Origin of the sequence: Streptomyces sp. NPDC058274 (assembly GCF_042881375.1) — a bacterium.
Taxonomy (GTDB): domain Bacteria; phylum Actinomycetota; class Actinomycetes; order Streptomycetales; family Streptomycetaceae; genus Streptomyces.
Genome location: NZ_JBHVXW010000019.1, coordinates 43,087 through 56,169 on the forward strand (window position 1 = coordinate 43,087; position 13,083 = coordinate 56,169).

At 70.0% G+C, this 13,083-nt stretch carries 12 protein-coding genes and 1 riboswitch; of the genes, 1 reads left to right on the top strand and 11 read right to left on the bottom strand.

Annotated features, from left to right (window positions below; all coding sequences use genetic code 11):
- Positions 1–2 precede the first annotated feature (2 nt).
- From ACFVYF_RS29645 to rpsB, 9 genes are all read right to left on the bottom strand, one after another.
- Positions 3–1,064 (bottom strand): ABC transporter ATP-binding protein, encoded by a 1,062-nt coding sequence (locus ACFVYF_RS29645; RefSeq protein ID WP_389460263.1) that lies wholly within the window; start codon positions 1,062–1,064, stop codon positions 3–5.
- Positions 1,064–2,671: an ABC transporter permease gene (locus ACFVYF_RS29650; RefSeq protein WP_389460265.1), complete on the bottom strand. Its 1,608-nt coding sequence runs from the start codon at positions 2,669–2,671 to the stop codon at positions 1,064–1,066. Before ACFVYF_RS29650 ends, ACFVYF_RS29645 begins: the two co-directional genes overlap by 1 nt.
- Positions 2,672–2,787: 116 nt before the next feature.
- On the bottom strand, positions 2,788–3,870 hold the full coding sequence (locus ACFVYF_RS29655) for a thiamine ABC transporter substrate binding subunit (RefSeq protein ID WP_389460267.1): 1,083 nt from the start codon (positions 3,868–3,870) through the stop codon (positions 2,788–2,790).
- A gap of 79 nt (positions 3,871–3,949) precedes the next feature.
- A riboswitch (TPP riboswitch) is annotated at positions 3,950–4,055 on the bottom strand.
- Positions 4,056–4,136: 81 nt separating this feature from the next.
- Positions 4,137–5,243: a 23S rRNA (adenine(2503)-C(2))-methyltransferase RlmN gene (gene rlmN, locus ACFVYF_RS29660; RefSeq protein WP_383281411.1), complete on the bottom strand. Its 1,107-nt coding sequence runs from the start codon at positions 5,241–5,243 to the stop codon at positions 4,137–4,139.
- 111 nt (positions 5,244–5,354) lie between these two features.
- Positions 5,355–6,491 (bottom strand): phosphatidate cytidylyltransferase, encoded by a 1,137-nt coding sequence (locus ACFVYF_RS29665; protein ID WP_389460269.1) that lies wholly within the window; start codon positions 6,489–6,491, stop codon positions 5,355–5,357.
- Positions 6,491–7,048: a ribosome recycling factor gene (gene frr, locus ACFVYF_RS29670; RefSeq protein ID WP_329569876.1), complete on the bottom strand. Its 558-nt coding sequence runs from the start codon at positions 7,046–7,048 to the stop codon at positions 6,491–6,493. The genes ACFVYF_RS29665 and frr overlap by 1 nt, the downstream gene beginning before the upstream one ends.
- A gap of 169 nt (positions 7,049–7,217) precedes the next feature.
- Positions 7,218–7,988 (bottom strand): UMP kinase, encoded by a 771-nt coding sequence (gene pyrH, locus ACFVYF_RS29675; protein WP_389460271.1) that lies wholly within the window; start codon positions 7,986–7,988, stop codon positions 7,218–7,220.
- A gap of 195 nt (positions 7,989–8,183) precedes the next feature.
- The gene (gene tsf, locus ACFVYF_RS29680; protein WP_389460273.1) at positions 8,184–9,020 is read right to left on the bottom strand and encodes a translation elongation factor Ts; all 837 of its coding nucleotides are present in this window, start codon (positions 9,018–9,020) and stop codon (positions 8,184–8,186) included.
- Between the two features lie 95 nt (positions 9,021–9,115).
- Positions 9,116–10,057, bottom strand: a complete 942-nt coding sequence (gene rpsB, locus ACFVYF_RS29685) for a 30S ribosomal protein S2 (RefSeq protein ID WP_389460275.1) — start codon at positions 10,055–10,057, stop codon at positions 9,116–9,118.
- A gap of 281 nt (positions 10,058–10,338) precedes the next feature.
- On the opposite strand from rpsB, the gene ACFVYF_RS29690 reads away from it, so the two are divergent.
- On the top strand, positions 10,339–11,079 hold the full coding sequence (locus ACFVYF_RS29690; RefSeq protein WP_389460277.1) for a M23 family metallopeptidase: 741 nt from the start codon (positions 10,339–10,341) through the stop codon (positions 11,077–11,079).
- A 279-nt stretch (positions 11,080–11,358) separates the two neighbouring features.
- Here the strand turns inward: ACFVYF_RS29690 and ACFVYF_RS29695 are convergent, their stop codons facing one another.
- Both ACFVYF_RS29695 and whiG read right to left on the bottom strand, forming a co-directional pair.
- Complete coding sequence (locus ACFVYF_RS29695) at positions 11,359–11,916, bottom strand: TetR/AcrR family transcriptional regulator (RefSeq protein WP_389460443.1); 558 nt, start codon at positions 11,914–11,916, stop codon at positions 11,359–11,361.
- Between the two features lie 178 nt (positions 11,917–12,094).
- Positions 12,095–12,931, bottom strand: a complete 837-nt coding sequence (gene whiG, locus ACFVYF_RS29700) for an RNA polymerase sigma factor WhiG (RefSeq protein ID WP_389460279.1) — start codon at positions 12,929–12,931, stop codon at positions 12,095–12,097.
- Positions 12,932–13,083: the final 152 nt, after the last annotated feature.

Sequence of the window (13,083 nt, forward strand, 5' to 3'; positions counted from 1 at the left end):
CTTTATGCGGCGGAAGGTTCTCCGAGTACGACAATTTCGGCTGCGTCGAACTCCACCCCGACCTCGTCACCGGGCTCGGGCGCGTCCCGCAGCGCACACGCCGCCTCCAGCCGGGGCGCGTCCTCCGGCTGAAGCTGTACGGCGACATGGGTGCCCCGGAACGTGCGGGCCGTCACCGTGCAGCGCAGCCCGTCCGCCGGCGCCACCAGCCGTACGCCGGCGGGCCTGACGAGGAGCGTGCCCGGGCCCTGGGGCGCGTCTTCGGGCACCGGGACCTTCCCCCACGGCGTGTCCGCGGCCTCGCCGCTCACCGTCGCCTCGACCACGTTGTCGAAGCCGAGGAAGCGCGCCACGAACTCGTCCGCCGGATGCTGCCAGACCTCAAGGGGTGTCCCGGACTGGGCGATCCGCCCGTCGCGCATCACGACGACCCGGTCGGCCAGCGCGAACGCCTCGCCCTGGTCGTGGGTCACGGCAAGCACGGTGGTGCCCAACTCACGGAAGAGCTGCCCCAGTTCGACGACGAGCCGCTCTCGCAGCGAGCGGTCGAGCTGGCCCAGCGGCTCGTCCAGCATCAGCAGCCGGGGACGCGGTGCGAGGGCGCGGGCCAGCGCCACTCGCTGCTGCTCGCCGCCGGACAGGGAGGCGACGGCCCTGGACGCGGCGCCGGGCAGGCCCACGAGCTCCAGCAACTCCCGTACCCGTACGGCCTGTTCGTTCTTCGCGACGCCGTGCATCCGCAGCCCGAAAGCGACGTTGCCGCCGACGTCCCGCTGCGGGAAGAGCTGATGGTCCTGGAACATCAGCCCGACGCCCCGCTGATGCGCGGGCACCCCCGACTGATCGTGGCCGTCGAGCAGGACCCGGCCCGCGTCGAGCGCCTGCAGTCCCGCCACCGCCCGCAGCAGTGTCGACTTGCCGCTGCCGCTCGGTCCGAGCACGCACACGATCTCGTGCTCGGCGACGCCGAGGCCGACGGCGTCGAGCACGGGCCGCCCGCCGAACCGCACGGTCGCCGCCTCGATACCGAGCAGGGCACCCCGCTCCTTCGTGAGCCTGGTCATCAGAACTCCCCCGTCGGGTCGGTCCGCAGGCGCTCCAGAACCAGCAGCGCCACCGCGCACACCACCATCAAGATCGTCGAAAGGGCCATCGCCTGACCGTAGTTGAGGTCGCCGGCGCGGCCGAGGAGCCGGGCCACGGCGACCGGCAGCGTGGGTCGGTCGGGCCGCGCGATGAAGACGGTCGCCCCGAACTCGCCCAGTGAGACGGCGAAGGCGAACCCGGCCGCGATCAGCAGCGCCCGCCGCACCATCGGCAGATCGACCTCGCGCCACACCCGCCACGGCGACGCCCCGAGCACGGCCGCCGCCTCCCGCAGCCGCTCGTCGACCGCACGCAGGACGGGCAGCATCGTACGGACCACGAACGGGACACCGACGAGCGCCTGCGCAAGCGGCACCAGGATCCAGGAGGACCGCAGATCCAGCGGCGGCTCGTCCAGGGCGATCAGGAACCCGAAGCCGACCGTCACCGCCGAGACGCCGAGCGGCAGCATCAGCAGCGCGTCGAACCCGCGGACCAGCCGGCCCGCCCGCCGGGTGAGGGCGGTGGCCGCGAGAGAGCCGATCAGCACGGCGACGGCAGTGGCGGCGAGCGCGTACTGGAGCGAGTTGCCGATCGCCTCGATCGGCGCCACCAGGAAGATGCCGCCGTCCTCGGAGGTGAGGGCCCGGTAGTACGCGAACCCGTAGCCGCCGGGGGTGTCCAGGGACCGCTGGACCAGCACCCCGAGGGGCAGCACGAGCAGGACGGCGATACTCGCGAGGACCCCGGCGAGCAGCGCCCACTGCCCGGCCCCGCGCGGCCGGCGCGCGGTCATCGAGGCGTCCACCAGACGCAGGGCGGTCTCCCGGCGCCGTACGGTCCAGGCGTGCACCGCGAGGATCGCGCCGACCGCCACGAACTGGACGATGGTCAGCACGGCGGCGGTGGAGAGATCGAAGATCTCCGAGGTCTGCCGGTAGATCTCGACCTCGAGGGTCGAGAAGGTGGGGCCGCCGAGGATCTGCACCACACCGAACGAGGTGAAGGTGAAGAGGAAGACCATGAGGGCGGCGGCGGCGAGGGCGGGCCCGAGAGCCGGGAGGGTCACCTTGCGCCAGGCGGCGAACCGGGAGGCACCGAGCATCCGCGCGGCCTCCTCCTGACGCGGGTCGAGCTGCGCCCAGAGACCGCCGACCGTCCGGACCACGACCGCGTAGTTGAAGAAGACGTGCGCGAGGAGGATGGCCCAGACGGTGGTGTCCAGCCGTACGCCCCACAGCTCGTCGAGCAGCCCGCCCCGGCCGACCAGCGCCAGGAAGGCGGTGCCGACGACGACGGTCGGCAGCACGAAGGGGACGGTGACCACCGCCCGCAGCACCTGCTTGCCCCGGAACTCGAAGCGCGCGAAGACATACGCGCCGGGGAGCGCGATCAGCAGCGTCAGCGCGGTCGACGCGCACGCCTGCCAGGTGGTGAACCACAGGACGTGCCGGATGCCGGACTGCGCGAGCACCTCGCCGATCCGCCCGAACCGCCAGACCCCGTCGACGTTGAGCCCTCGGCCGACGATCGCCGCCACCGGGTACGCGAAGAAGACCGCGAAGAACGCGACGGGCAGCGCCATCAGCCCGAGGCGCGCCGCGCCGCCGCGGGAGAGTCCCCTGCGCGCGCGGGGCGCCCCGGGCTGTCCGGGCTCCCCGCGCTTCGGGGGCTTCCGGGACTTCCCGGGCGGCCGGGTCGCTACTTCAGTACGAGTGAGGTCCACGACTTGACCCACTGGTCACGGTGGTCGGCGATGGTGCCGGGGGTGAGTGTCTCGGGGTTCTTGGCGGCCGGCCCGAACTCGGTGAACTCGGCCGGCACCCGGGCGCCCTCGACCACCGGGTACACGAACATGTTCAGCGGCATGTCCTCCTGGAACTTCTTGGTGATCAGGAAGTCGAGGAGAGCCTTGCCGCCCGCCGCGTTCTTCGCGTTGCTCAGCAGGCCCGCGAACTCGATCTGCCGGAAGCAGGTGCCGTCGGCGACCCCGGTCGGCGCGGTCTTGGGCCGCGGATCGGCGTAGATGACCTCGGCGGGCGGCGACGAGGCGTACGAGACGACCAGCGGGCGGTCGGCCTTCGCCTTCTTGCCGCCGGCCGAACCGGAGAACTCGTCGTTGTAGGCCTGCTCCCAGCCGTCGACGACCTTCACGCCGTTGGCCTTGAGCTTCTTCCAGTAGCCCTGCCAGCCGGTGTCCCCGTACCGCGCGGCGGTGCCGAGCAGGAAGCCGAGGCCGGGGGAGGACGTCGAGGCGTTCTCCGTGACGAGGAGGTTCTTGTACGCGGGCTTGACCAGGTCGTCGAAGGACTGCGGCGGGGCCAGCTTGTGGTCGGTGAAGTACTGCTTGTCGTAATTGACGCAGATGTCACCGGAGTCGATGGGCGTGACGCGGTGCTTCGCCTTGTCGAGCTGGACGTCCGCGGAGACGGCGGACAGGCCCTTGGCCGCGTACGGCTGGAAGAGTCCGTTGTCCAGGGCGCGGGACAGCAGGGTGTTGTCGACGCCGAAGAAGACGTCGCCCTGCGGGTTGTCCTTGGTGAGGATGGCCTTGTTGACGGCCTGCCCGGCGTCGCCGTCCTTGAGGACCCTGACCTTGTACCCGGACTCCTTCTCGAACGCCTTGAGCACGCTCTTCGAGGCGGCGAAGGAGTCATGGCTGACGAGGGTCACGGTCTTGGACCCGGAGCCGGCCTCGTCGTCGGACGAGCCGCACGCGGAGAGCGTGACGAGCCCGAGACCGGTGGCGAGGACCGCCGCCGTCAACCTCTTGGTGGTGCTCACTGAATTCCTCCTGGGATGACCAGGAAGAGACGCGGCCCTGCCCGGGAACCTCTGATAGTTCCCGGGCAGGGCGCAACAGCTTGAGTAACGACCGAACTTCCTACCCAGAATGACCTGGGCAAGGTTCAGAGGGTCTGCGGCCTGTGCCGCACTCTCAGCGCTGTGGCGCTCCCCTGTCGGAATATGAAGATGTACGTACGCCAGCCAGACTACCGCTCCCGTGCGGGAACGCGGCCGGTGGCTCCCTTACGCTACGGTCCCGCGCCCTAGCGCTCCGCCGCCGCCAGCTGCCCGCAGGCGCCGTCGATCTCCTGGCCGCGGGTGTCCCGGACGGTGACCGGCACGCCGTGGGCCGCGATGGCCTCGACGAACGCCTTCTCGTCCTCGGGCCGCGAGGCGGTCCACTTGGAGCCGGGCGTCGGGTTCAGCGGGATCAGGTTCACGTGCACGGGCTTGCCCTTGAGGAGCCGTCCGAGCCGGTCACCACGCCATGCCTGGTCGTTGATGTCGCGGATCAGGGCGTACTCGATGGACAGCCGGCGCCCCGACTTGGCCGCGTACTCCCAGCCGGCGTCCAGCACCTCGCGCACCTTCCACCGCGTGTTCACGGGGACCAGGGTGTCGCGCAGCTCGTCGTCCGGCGCGTGCAGGGAGATGGCGAGCCGGCACTTGAAGCCCTCGTCGGAGAACCGGTGGATCGCGGGCACCAGGCCCACGGTCGACACGGTGATGCCACGCTGCGAGAGCCCCAGACCATCGGGCTCGGGGTCGGTGAGCGCCCGGATCGAGCCCACGACCCGCTTGTAGTTGGCGAGCGGCTCGCCCATGCCCATGAACACGATGTTGCTCAGCCGCGCGGGGCCACCGGGAATCTCGCCGTCCCTGAGGGCCCGCATGCCGTCCACGATCTGGTGCACGATCTCGCCGGTGGACAGATTCCGGTCCAGCCCGGCCTGGCCGGTGGCGCAGAACGGGCAGTTCATCCCGCAGCCGGCCTGCGAGCTGATGCACATGGTGACCCGGTCCGGGTAGCGCATCAGCACGGATTCGACGAGCGTGCCGTCGAAGAGCCGCCACAGGGTCTTGCGGGTGGTGTCGTCGTCACAGCTGATGTGCCGGACGACGGACATCAGCTCGGGCAGCAGCGCTTCCTGGAGCTTCCCTCGCGAGGCGGCCGGGATGTCCGTCCACTGCTCGGGGTCGTGCGCGTACCGCGCGAAGTAGTGCTGCGAGAGCTGCTTGGCGCGAAACGGCTTCTCACCGATCGCGGCAACCGCCTCTTTACGCTCGGCGGGCGTGAGATCGGCAAGGTGCCGCGGCGGCTTCTTGGCTCCGCGGGGGGCGACGAAAGTAAGTTCTCCGGGCTTCGGCATAACCCTTCCAGTGTCGCAGACATACGAAGAGAGGCCCGCCGCCCTGTGGACAGCGGGCCTCTCACTCGAGAACTGCAGGTCAGCGACGTACGGAGATGTCACGCGTGCAGATCAGCCGGAGCCCACGAAGATCACCAACAGCAGCCACACGACCGGTGCCGTCGGCAGGAGCGAGTCCAGCCGGTCCATGATGCCGCCGTGCCCCGGCAGCAGCGTGCCCATGTCCTTGATGCCGAGGTCCCGCTTGATCATGGACTCGCCGAGGTCACCGAGCGTGGCACTGGCGGCGACCGCGAGCCCGAGGATCAGACCCTGCCACCAGCTGCCGTCGTCGATCAGGAACTGCATGCACAGCGCACCCGCGGCCATCGCGAAGGTGACCGCTCCGACGAGCCCCTCGCGGGTCTTGCCGGGGCTGATGCGCGGCGCCAGCTTGTGCTTGCCGAAGCGCCAGCCGACGGCGTACGCGCCGGTGTCGCTGACGACCGTCAGGAGCAGGAACGTCAGGACGCGCCGCGGACCGTCGTCGGCCGTGAGTATCATCGCCACGAACGTCGCCAGGAACGGCACGTAGAAGGCCGCGAAGACCCCGGCGGTGACGTCCTTGAGATAGCCCTCGGGCGGCTCGGTCATCCGCCAGACCAGGACGGCCAGCGCGGTGAGCGCCATCGCCACCCACGCGCCCTCGGCGCCCCGGACGTAACCGGCGACGACCATCGCCGCGCCGCCGATCGCCAGCGGCACGAGGGGCGCCTTGATGCCCTTGCGCTCCTCGAGCCGTGAGGTGAGCTCCCACAGCCCCACCACCACGGCGACGGCGATCACGCCGACGAACACGGCCTTGACGATGAACAACGACGCGATGATCACGGCACCGAGCCCGACGCCCACCCCTATGGCCGCACCCAGGTCCCGGCCCGCACTCTTCTTCTGCGGCGCGGGCGCTGGCTGGTGGGCGCTGGGCATGGGCTCCTGCGGACTCGGCTGGTTGTGCGACGGCGTCCCGTAGGACGCCGTCTGCGGTGTGTCGTCGCGGAACAAGGGGCCACTCAGCCGAGCGGCCCCCCGGTCGTCGTCCTGGTCTCCGCCGTGTGCGGGTACGTCGGGCACGATGGGCATGGGGCGAGTCTGCTGGGCGTCATGCGCATCGTACGCGGGACCCGCCGGGGCGGCCCCCTGGACAGGCCCCTGGTCGGAAGGCCCCCAGTACCCGGCTTGTGGCGGCGCGCCCCAGGAAGAGTCGTTCATCAGACCTCGAGCAGCTCCGCTTCCTTGTGCTTGAGGAGCTCGTCCACCTGAGCGACGTACTTCGCGGTGGTGTCGTCGAGCTCCTTCTCGGCACGGCGGCCCTCGTCCTCGCCGACCTCGCCGTCCTTGACGAACTTGTCGATCGTCTCCTTGGCCTTGCGGCGGATGGAACGGATCGAGATCTTGGAGTCCTCGGCCTTGGTCTTGGCGACCTTGATGTACTCCTTGCGGCGGTCCTGGGTCAGCTCCGGGAACGTCACACGGATGATGTTGCCGTCATTGCTGGGATTGACGCCCAGGTCGGAGTCGCGGATCGCCTGCTCGATGTTGCGCAGCGCGCTCTTGTCGAACGGGGTCACCACGGCCATGCGCGGCTCCGGCACCGAGAACGAGGCCAGCTGGTTGATCGGCGTCAGTGCGCCGTAGTAGTCGGCCACGATCTTGTTGAACATCGCCGGGTGCGCACGACCGGTGCGGATTGCGGCGAAGTCCTCCTTGGCGACCACGACGGCCTTCTCCATCTTCTCCTCGGCTTCGAGGAGGGTCTCTTCGATCACCACTTGCTCCTGCGTGTCTGAGTAGGCCCGGCAGCTGTTCCTCGTCGGGGTCGGCGGCCGGCTGCGTCGCGTCTTGTTCCTGCACGGTTGCGGACCGGCAGGACATTGTCCATCCCCCGGTCAGGGTCCGTCCCCGGCGGGGTGAGCCCCCGTCAGGGTGCGTCCCCGGTCAGGCCCGGCTGTCCTGGTCACCCACGAGTGTGCCGATCTTCTCACCCTTGACGGCCCGCGCGATATTGCCCTCCGCCAGGAGCTCGAAGACCAGGATGGGGAGCTTGTTGTCCCGGCACAGCGTGATGGCGGTCATGTCGGCGACCTTGAGATCACGGGTGATGACCTCGCCATAGCTGAGCGAGTCGAACTTGACGGCCCCGGGATTGGTCTTCGGGTCGGAGTCATAGACACCGTCCACCCCGTTCTTGCCCATGAGCAGCGCCGCGGCGTCGATCTCCAGGGCACGCTGGGCGGCGGTGGTGTCGGTGGAGAAGTACGGCATGCCCATGCCGGCACCGAAGATGACCACACGGCCCTTCTCCAGGTGCCGCACGGCGCGCAGCGGGATGTAGGGCTCGGCGACCTGCCCCATGGTGATCGCGGTCTGCACGCGGCTGTCGATGCCCTCCTTCTCCAGGAAGTCCTGGAGGGCCAGGCAGTTCATGACCGTGCCGAGCATGCCCATGTAGTCGGAACGGGCCCGGTCCATGCCGCGCTGCTGCAGTTCGGCACCGCGGAAGAAGTTGCCGCCGCCGATGACGACGGCGATCTGCGCGCCGCCCCGTACGACGGACGCGATCTCGCGGGCGATCTTGTGCACCACATCGGGGTCGACGCCCAGCCCGCCGCCACCGGCGAACGCCTCGCCGGAAAGCTTCAGCAGAAAGCGTCCCGCGCCTTTGCCGTCGTCGCTCTTCTCGCCGTTGCCGGCCTGGGTGGTGGTCATCGAGCTCTCGCCTCTTTTACGTGTCGCACATACGAAGAAGGCCATCGCCGGTGGGTGTTGGCTCCCATACGCGGCAATGGCCTCCTCGTCAGATCTGCTGTCGTCCGTCACACACGCGCGCGTGCCGGTCCGTGCGACCGGCACGGACGACTGCTGTCGACCCTAGCGGGGTCGCGCGTCGATCGCGGTACGGACTCAGATGCCGACCTTGATGCGCGTGAAGCGCTTCAGGGTGACACCGGCCTCGTCCAGGACCTTCTGGACGGACTTCTTGTTGTCGAGCGCGTACGGCTGACCGAGGAGGGTGGCCTCCTTGAAGAAGCCGTTGACGCGACCCTCGACGATCTTCGGGAGGGCGGCCTCGGGCTTGCCCTCGGCGCGGGTGGTCTCCTCGGCGACGCGACGCTCGGACTCGACGACCTCGGCCGGGACGTCCTCACGGGAGAGGTACTTCGGCGCGAAGGCGGCGATGTGCTGCGCGATGCCCTTGGCGAGGCCCGCGTCGGCCTTGTCCAGCTCGACCAGAACACCGATCTGCGGGGGCAGGTCGGGCATGGTGCGGTGCATGTACGCGGTGACGTAGGCGCCGGAGAACTGGGCGAAGCGGTCCAGGACGATCTTCTCGCCCAGGTTCGCATTGGCCTCGTCGACGAACGCCTGGACCGTCTTGCCGGCCTCGATCTCGGACGCGAGCAGCGCCTGGATGTCGGCGGGAGAGGTCTTGGCGGCGTGCTCGGCGATCTGGTTGGCGACGGCCTGGAACTTCTCGCCCTTGGCGACGAAGTCCGTCTCGCACTTCAGCTCGACCAGGACACCGGAGGTGTTGTCGTCGGCGATGATCGAGACCACGGCGCCGTTCTCGGCGGAGCGGCCCTCGCGCTTGGCGACGCCCTTCTGGCCCTTGATGCGCAGCGCCTCGACAGCCTTGTCGACGTCGCCGTCGGCCTCGTCCAGCGCCTTCTTGCAGTCCATCATGCCGGCGCCGGTGAGCTCACGGAGCTTCTTGACGTCGGCGGCGGTGTAGTTCGCCATGATTCCTGGAATCTCTCTCGAAGTCTGAAGATCTACGGGACGAACGGCGGGGGCCTTGTGAGCCCCCGCCGTTCTCAACCCGAAAGGGTGACGGGTCAGGCCTGCTCGGCGTCCGCGGCCGGGGCCTCGGCGGCGGGGGCCTCAGCAGCAGCCTCGGCCGGGGCCTCGACGGCAACGGCCTCGTCGGCCTGCTCGGCGTCGGCGACCTTCTCGGTCTCGGCGGAGGTCTGGACCTCGGCAGCCGGAGCCTCGGCGTCGTCGGCCTTCTTCTCGCCCTCGAGCAGGTCGCGCTCCCACGCGGCGAGCGGCTCGCCCGCGGCCTTGTCACCCTCGGCCTTGCCGGCGCCGGAGCGGGCGATGAGGCCCTCGGCGACGGCGTCGGCGATCACGCGGGTGAGCAGGGTGACGGAGCGGATCGCGTCGTCGTTGCCCGGGATCTTGTAGTCGACCTCGTCGGGGTCGCAGTTGGTGTCGAGGATGGCGACGACCGGGATGTTGAGCTTCCGGGCCTCACCGACCGCGATGTGCTCCTTCTTGGTGTCCACGATCCAGACGGCGCTGGGCACCTTGGACATCTCGCGGATACCACCGAGGGTCTTCTCCAGCTTGGCCTTCTCGCGCGAGAGCACGAGAAGCTCCTTCTTGGTGAGACCCGACGCCGCGACGTCCTCGAAGTCGATCTGCTCGAGCTCCTTGAGGCGCTGCAGACGCTTGTAGACGGTGGAGAAGTTGGTGAGCATGCCGCCCAGCCAGCGCTGGTTGACGTAAGGCATGCCGACGCGGGTGGCCTGCTCGGCGATGGCCTCCTGCGCCTGCTTCTTCGTGCCGACGAACATGACCGTGCCGCCGTGGGCGACGGTCTCCTTGACGAACTCGTAGGCGCGGTCGATGTACGACAGCGACTGGAGCAGGTCGATGATGTAGATGCCGTTGCGCTCCGTGAAGATGAAGCGCTTCATCTTCGGGTTCCAACGACGGGTCTGGTGACCGAAGTGGACGCCGCTTTCCAGCAGCTCCCGCATCGTGACGACGGCCATGGCCGTTCTCCTTGAGTTTCTCGGTTGTGCCGCGCGTGCCGGACGGCACTCGCGCCTGACGCCCGCGATGCGCCTTGCCACAAAGGACCGAGGGGCGCTGACAACGGCTTTCGTCGGAGACGAGAGGCCTGCTGCCGGGGCGTGCGAAGTCGACCCGGTGACCCGGATCGCCACAAGAAGTGTACGGGACCCGCGAGGCGCCGGGTGACGCCGCTGTCCACAACCGACGAGTACTCCACAGATCCCGGCCATGATCCGCTCCGTTGCGGGACGGTTCTCGTATGCGAGCGAAACGATCAGTGTGTACGTGGCCGGTGGTACTGCTGTGTCTGACGGCAACGGTCCTTTGGCCCCTCCCCCCGGCCGGCCTCGCCCGGGCGGACGCGGGATCCGCGCCCGGAGCGGCCGGCCCACCACCGCCCGAAGCGGGTCCGGGGCCGCCCGGACCCCCCGGATCCCCCGGATCCCCCTGGCCGCCGGGTCCGCCGGGGCCGTCCGGGCCGCCCGGACTGCCGGGTCCGCCGGGGCCTCCGGGAACACCGGGACCGCCGTCAGCCGACGCATCGGTTCCGGCGATCGGCCGCACCTGGCCCGTGGGGGTGCGTTCCTTGGTGCTGCGCGGCTGGGAACCCCCGGCGACGGCGTACGGCCGTGGTCACCGGGGCGTCGACCTGGCGGCCGCCCCCGGCACCCCGGTACGGGCGGTCGCCCCGGGCCGGGTCTCCTTCGCCGGCCGGGTCGCGGGACGCGGGGTCGTCTCGGTGGAACTCTCGGGCACGGGCGACCCACCCCTGCGGACGACGTACGAACCGGTCCTCCCCTCGGTGAAGAAGGGCGACGAGGTAGCGGCGGGCGATGCCCTGGGCGTCGTCGAGGCGACGGGCGCCCACTGTCCGACGGCCTGCCTGCACTGGGGCCTGCTGCGAGCCGACGTCTACCTGGACCCGCTCCTGTTGCTGCCCCCTTGGCTGCTGCGCAACGGCCCGTCCAGACTTCTGCCCGTGCTCGGCGCCCGCACGTAGCGAGAGGTGGGCTCGGCGCCCGCAGGTAGCGAGAGACGGGGCTCGGAGCCCGCGCGCGTAGCGAGAGACAGGCTCAGCGTCCGCACGTAGTGAAAGACGGGCTCGGCGCCCGCGGGTAGCAAGCTGCGTGTTCGGCACCGGCGCATAGCGAGAAACGGGACCCGGCGCCCGCCGGTAGCGAGCGGCGGACTCAACGCCCGCACGTAACGAGAGACCGGACCCGGCGCCTGCGCGTAGCGAAAGACGGGCTCAGCTCGCGCACGTAGCGAGGAACCGGGCTCAGCCCCCGACGCCCCGCAGCGCCATGGCGACGGCGGCATCCGTGATCGCGGTCGGGTCCTCCGCCGCGCCCAGTTCGATACGGCGGACCGCGGCGTCGACGACACCCTGGAGCAGCATCGCGGCCAGTCTCGGCTCGCCGTGGCCCATCTCCCGGAGCGCCTCGACGATCATCGCGACGAGCCCGCCGTGCGCCGCGCGGATCTTCTCGCGGGCCCCGGCGTCGAGCTCGCTCGCGGAGATCGCGACCACGGCCCGGTGCCGCCGGTCCCCCACCAGCGCCAGCTGCTGCCGGACATAGGCCTCGACCTTGCCCTCAGCCGTGCCGGCCTGCTCCATCGCCGCGGAGACCTCCGCCGCCCAGACCGGGAAGTCCGCCTCGCAGAGCTCTTCGACGACTGCGGCCCGCGACCGGAAGTACTCATAGACGGACGACCGCGCCAGGCCCGTCCGCTCGGCGAGGGCAGGGAAGGTCAGCGCTTCCGTCCCGCCTTCGGACAACAGGGACCGTGCCGCGTCCAACAGGGCGGCTCGCTGCATCGACCGGTGCTCGGCCACTGAGGCCGCTCGAATCCTTGGCACGTCAACCACTTTACGGACGGACCGCCGCCGACGGGAGCGTCTCGGTCCACCGGCCTGAGCCCACGCCCCCTCCGACCGAGCCCAAGACCTCCGCCGCAACCGGCGCCCGTCCCTGCCCGGCAGGGACGATTCAGCGGGCCCGACCGCGTCCGGGTCAGCGGCCGAAGCTCGCCAGCTTCGCGCGCAGCTGGAGCACGGACTTCGTGTGGATCTGGCTCACCCGGCTCTCGGTCACCCCGAGAACGTTCCCGATCTCGGCGAGCGTGAGCCCCTCGTAGTAGTAGAGCGTGACCACGGTCTTCTCCCGGTCGGGCAGCGTGTTGATCGCCCGTGCCAGGAACCGCCGCAGCTCCCGGTCCTCGGCGACCGCCACGGGGTTGTCGGCCGCGGTGTCCTCAAGGGTGTCCATGAGGCTCAGCCGGTCGCCGCCCTCACCCCCGACGTGCAGCAGCTCCTCCAGGGCGACCACGTTCGCCAGCGACAACTGACTGAACACGGCGTGGAGTTCATCGACCGCGATGCCCATCTCCGCGGCCACCTCGCCCTCCGACGGCGTACGTCTGAGCCGGGCCTCCAGCGTGGCGTACGCCCGCTCGACGTTGCGTGCCTTCTGGCGCACCGAGCGCGGGATCCAGTCCAGCGCCCGCAGCTCGTCGATCATCGCCCCGCGGATCCGCGTGATCGCATAGGTCTCGAACTTGATCTCACGCCCGATGTCGAACTTCTCGATCGCGTCGATCAGCCCGAACACCCCCGACGAGACGAAGTCCGCCTGCTCCACATTGGCCGGCAGCCCCACGCTGACGCGCCCCGCGACGTACTTCACCAGCGGCGAGTAGTGCAGGATCAGCTGCTCGCGCAGCCGCTCGTCCCCGGTCGCCTTGTACGACCGCCACAGCTCGTCGAGCGTCGAGGGAGCGGGCGGCCGCACGCTGCCGCGGGCAGCAGGGGGAGCTGCCGCCCGGTCAGACCCGGAGGTGTGCTGGGGCATTCGTCGCCTTGTGCCGTTCTGCCGTGAACTGTGGATGCCTGGGTGAGCTGTCGGTCTGATACCGAGATGCCTGTCTGCGTCGGAATCCACGTGAGCGTAGCGTGACTGAGCTGTCGCAGTGAGCGAAGGGCGGCGGATCACCCTCACGCGAA

Coding starts and splice junctions, on each gene's coding strand:
- ACFVYF_RS29645 (WP_389460263.1), bottom strand. CDS start 1,064: ATGACCAGGCTCACGAAGGAGCGGGGTGCCCTGCTCGGTATCGAGGCG.
- ACFVYF_RS29650 (WP_389460265.1), bottom strand. CDS start 2,671: ATGGCGCTGCCCGTCGCGTTCTTCGCGGTCTTCTTCGCGTACCCGGTG.
- rlmN (WP_383281411.1), bottom strand. CDS start 5,243: ATGCCGAAGCCCGGAGAACTTACTTTCGTCGCCCCCCGCGGAGCCAAG.
- ACFVYF_RS29665 (WP_389460269.1), bottom strand. CDS start 6,491: ATGAACGACTCTTCCTGGGGCGCGCCGCCACAAGCCGGGTACTGGGGG.
- pyrH (WP_389460271.1), bottom strand. CDS start 7,988: ATGACCACCACCCAGGCCGGCAACGGCGAGAAGAGCGACGACGGCAAA.
- tsf (WP_389460273.1), bottom strand. CDS start 9,020: ATGGCGAACTACACCGCCGCCGACGTCAAGAAGCTCCGTGAGCTCACC.
- rpsB (WP_389460275.1), bottom strand. CDS start 10,057: ATGGCCGTCGTCACGATGCGGGAGCTGCTGGAAAGCGGCGTCCACTTC.
- ACFVYF_RS29690 (WP_389460277.1), top strand. CDS start 10,339: ATGCGAGCGAAACGATCAGTGTGTACGTGGCCGGTGGTACTGCTGTGT.
- whiG (WP_389460279.1), bottom strand. CDS start 12,931: ATGCCCCAGCACACCTCCGGGTCTGACCGGGCGGCAGCTCCCCCTGCT.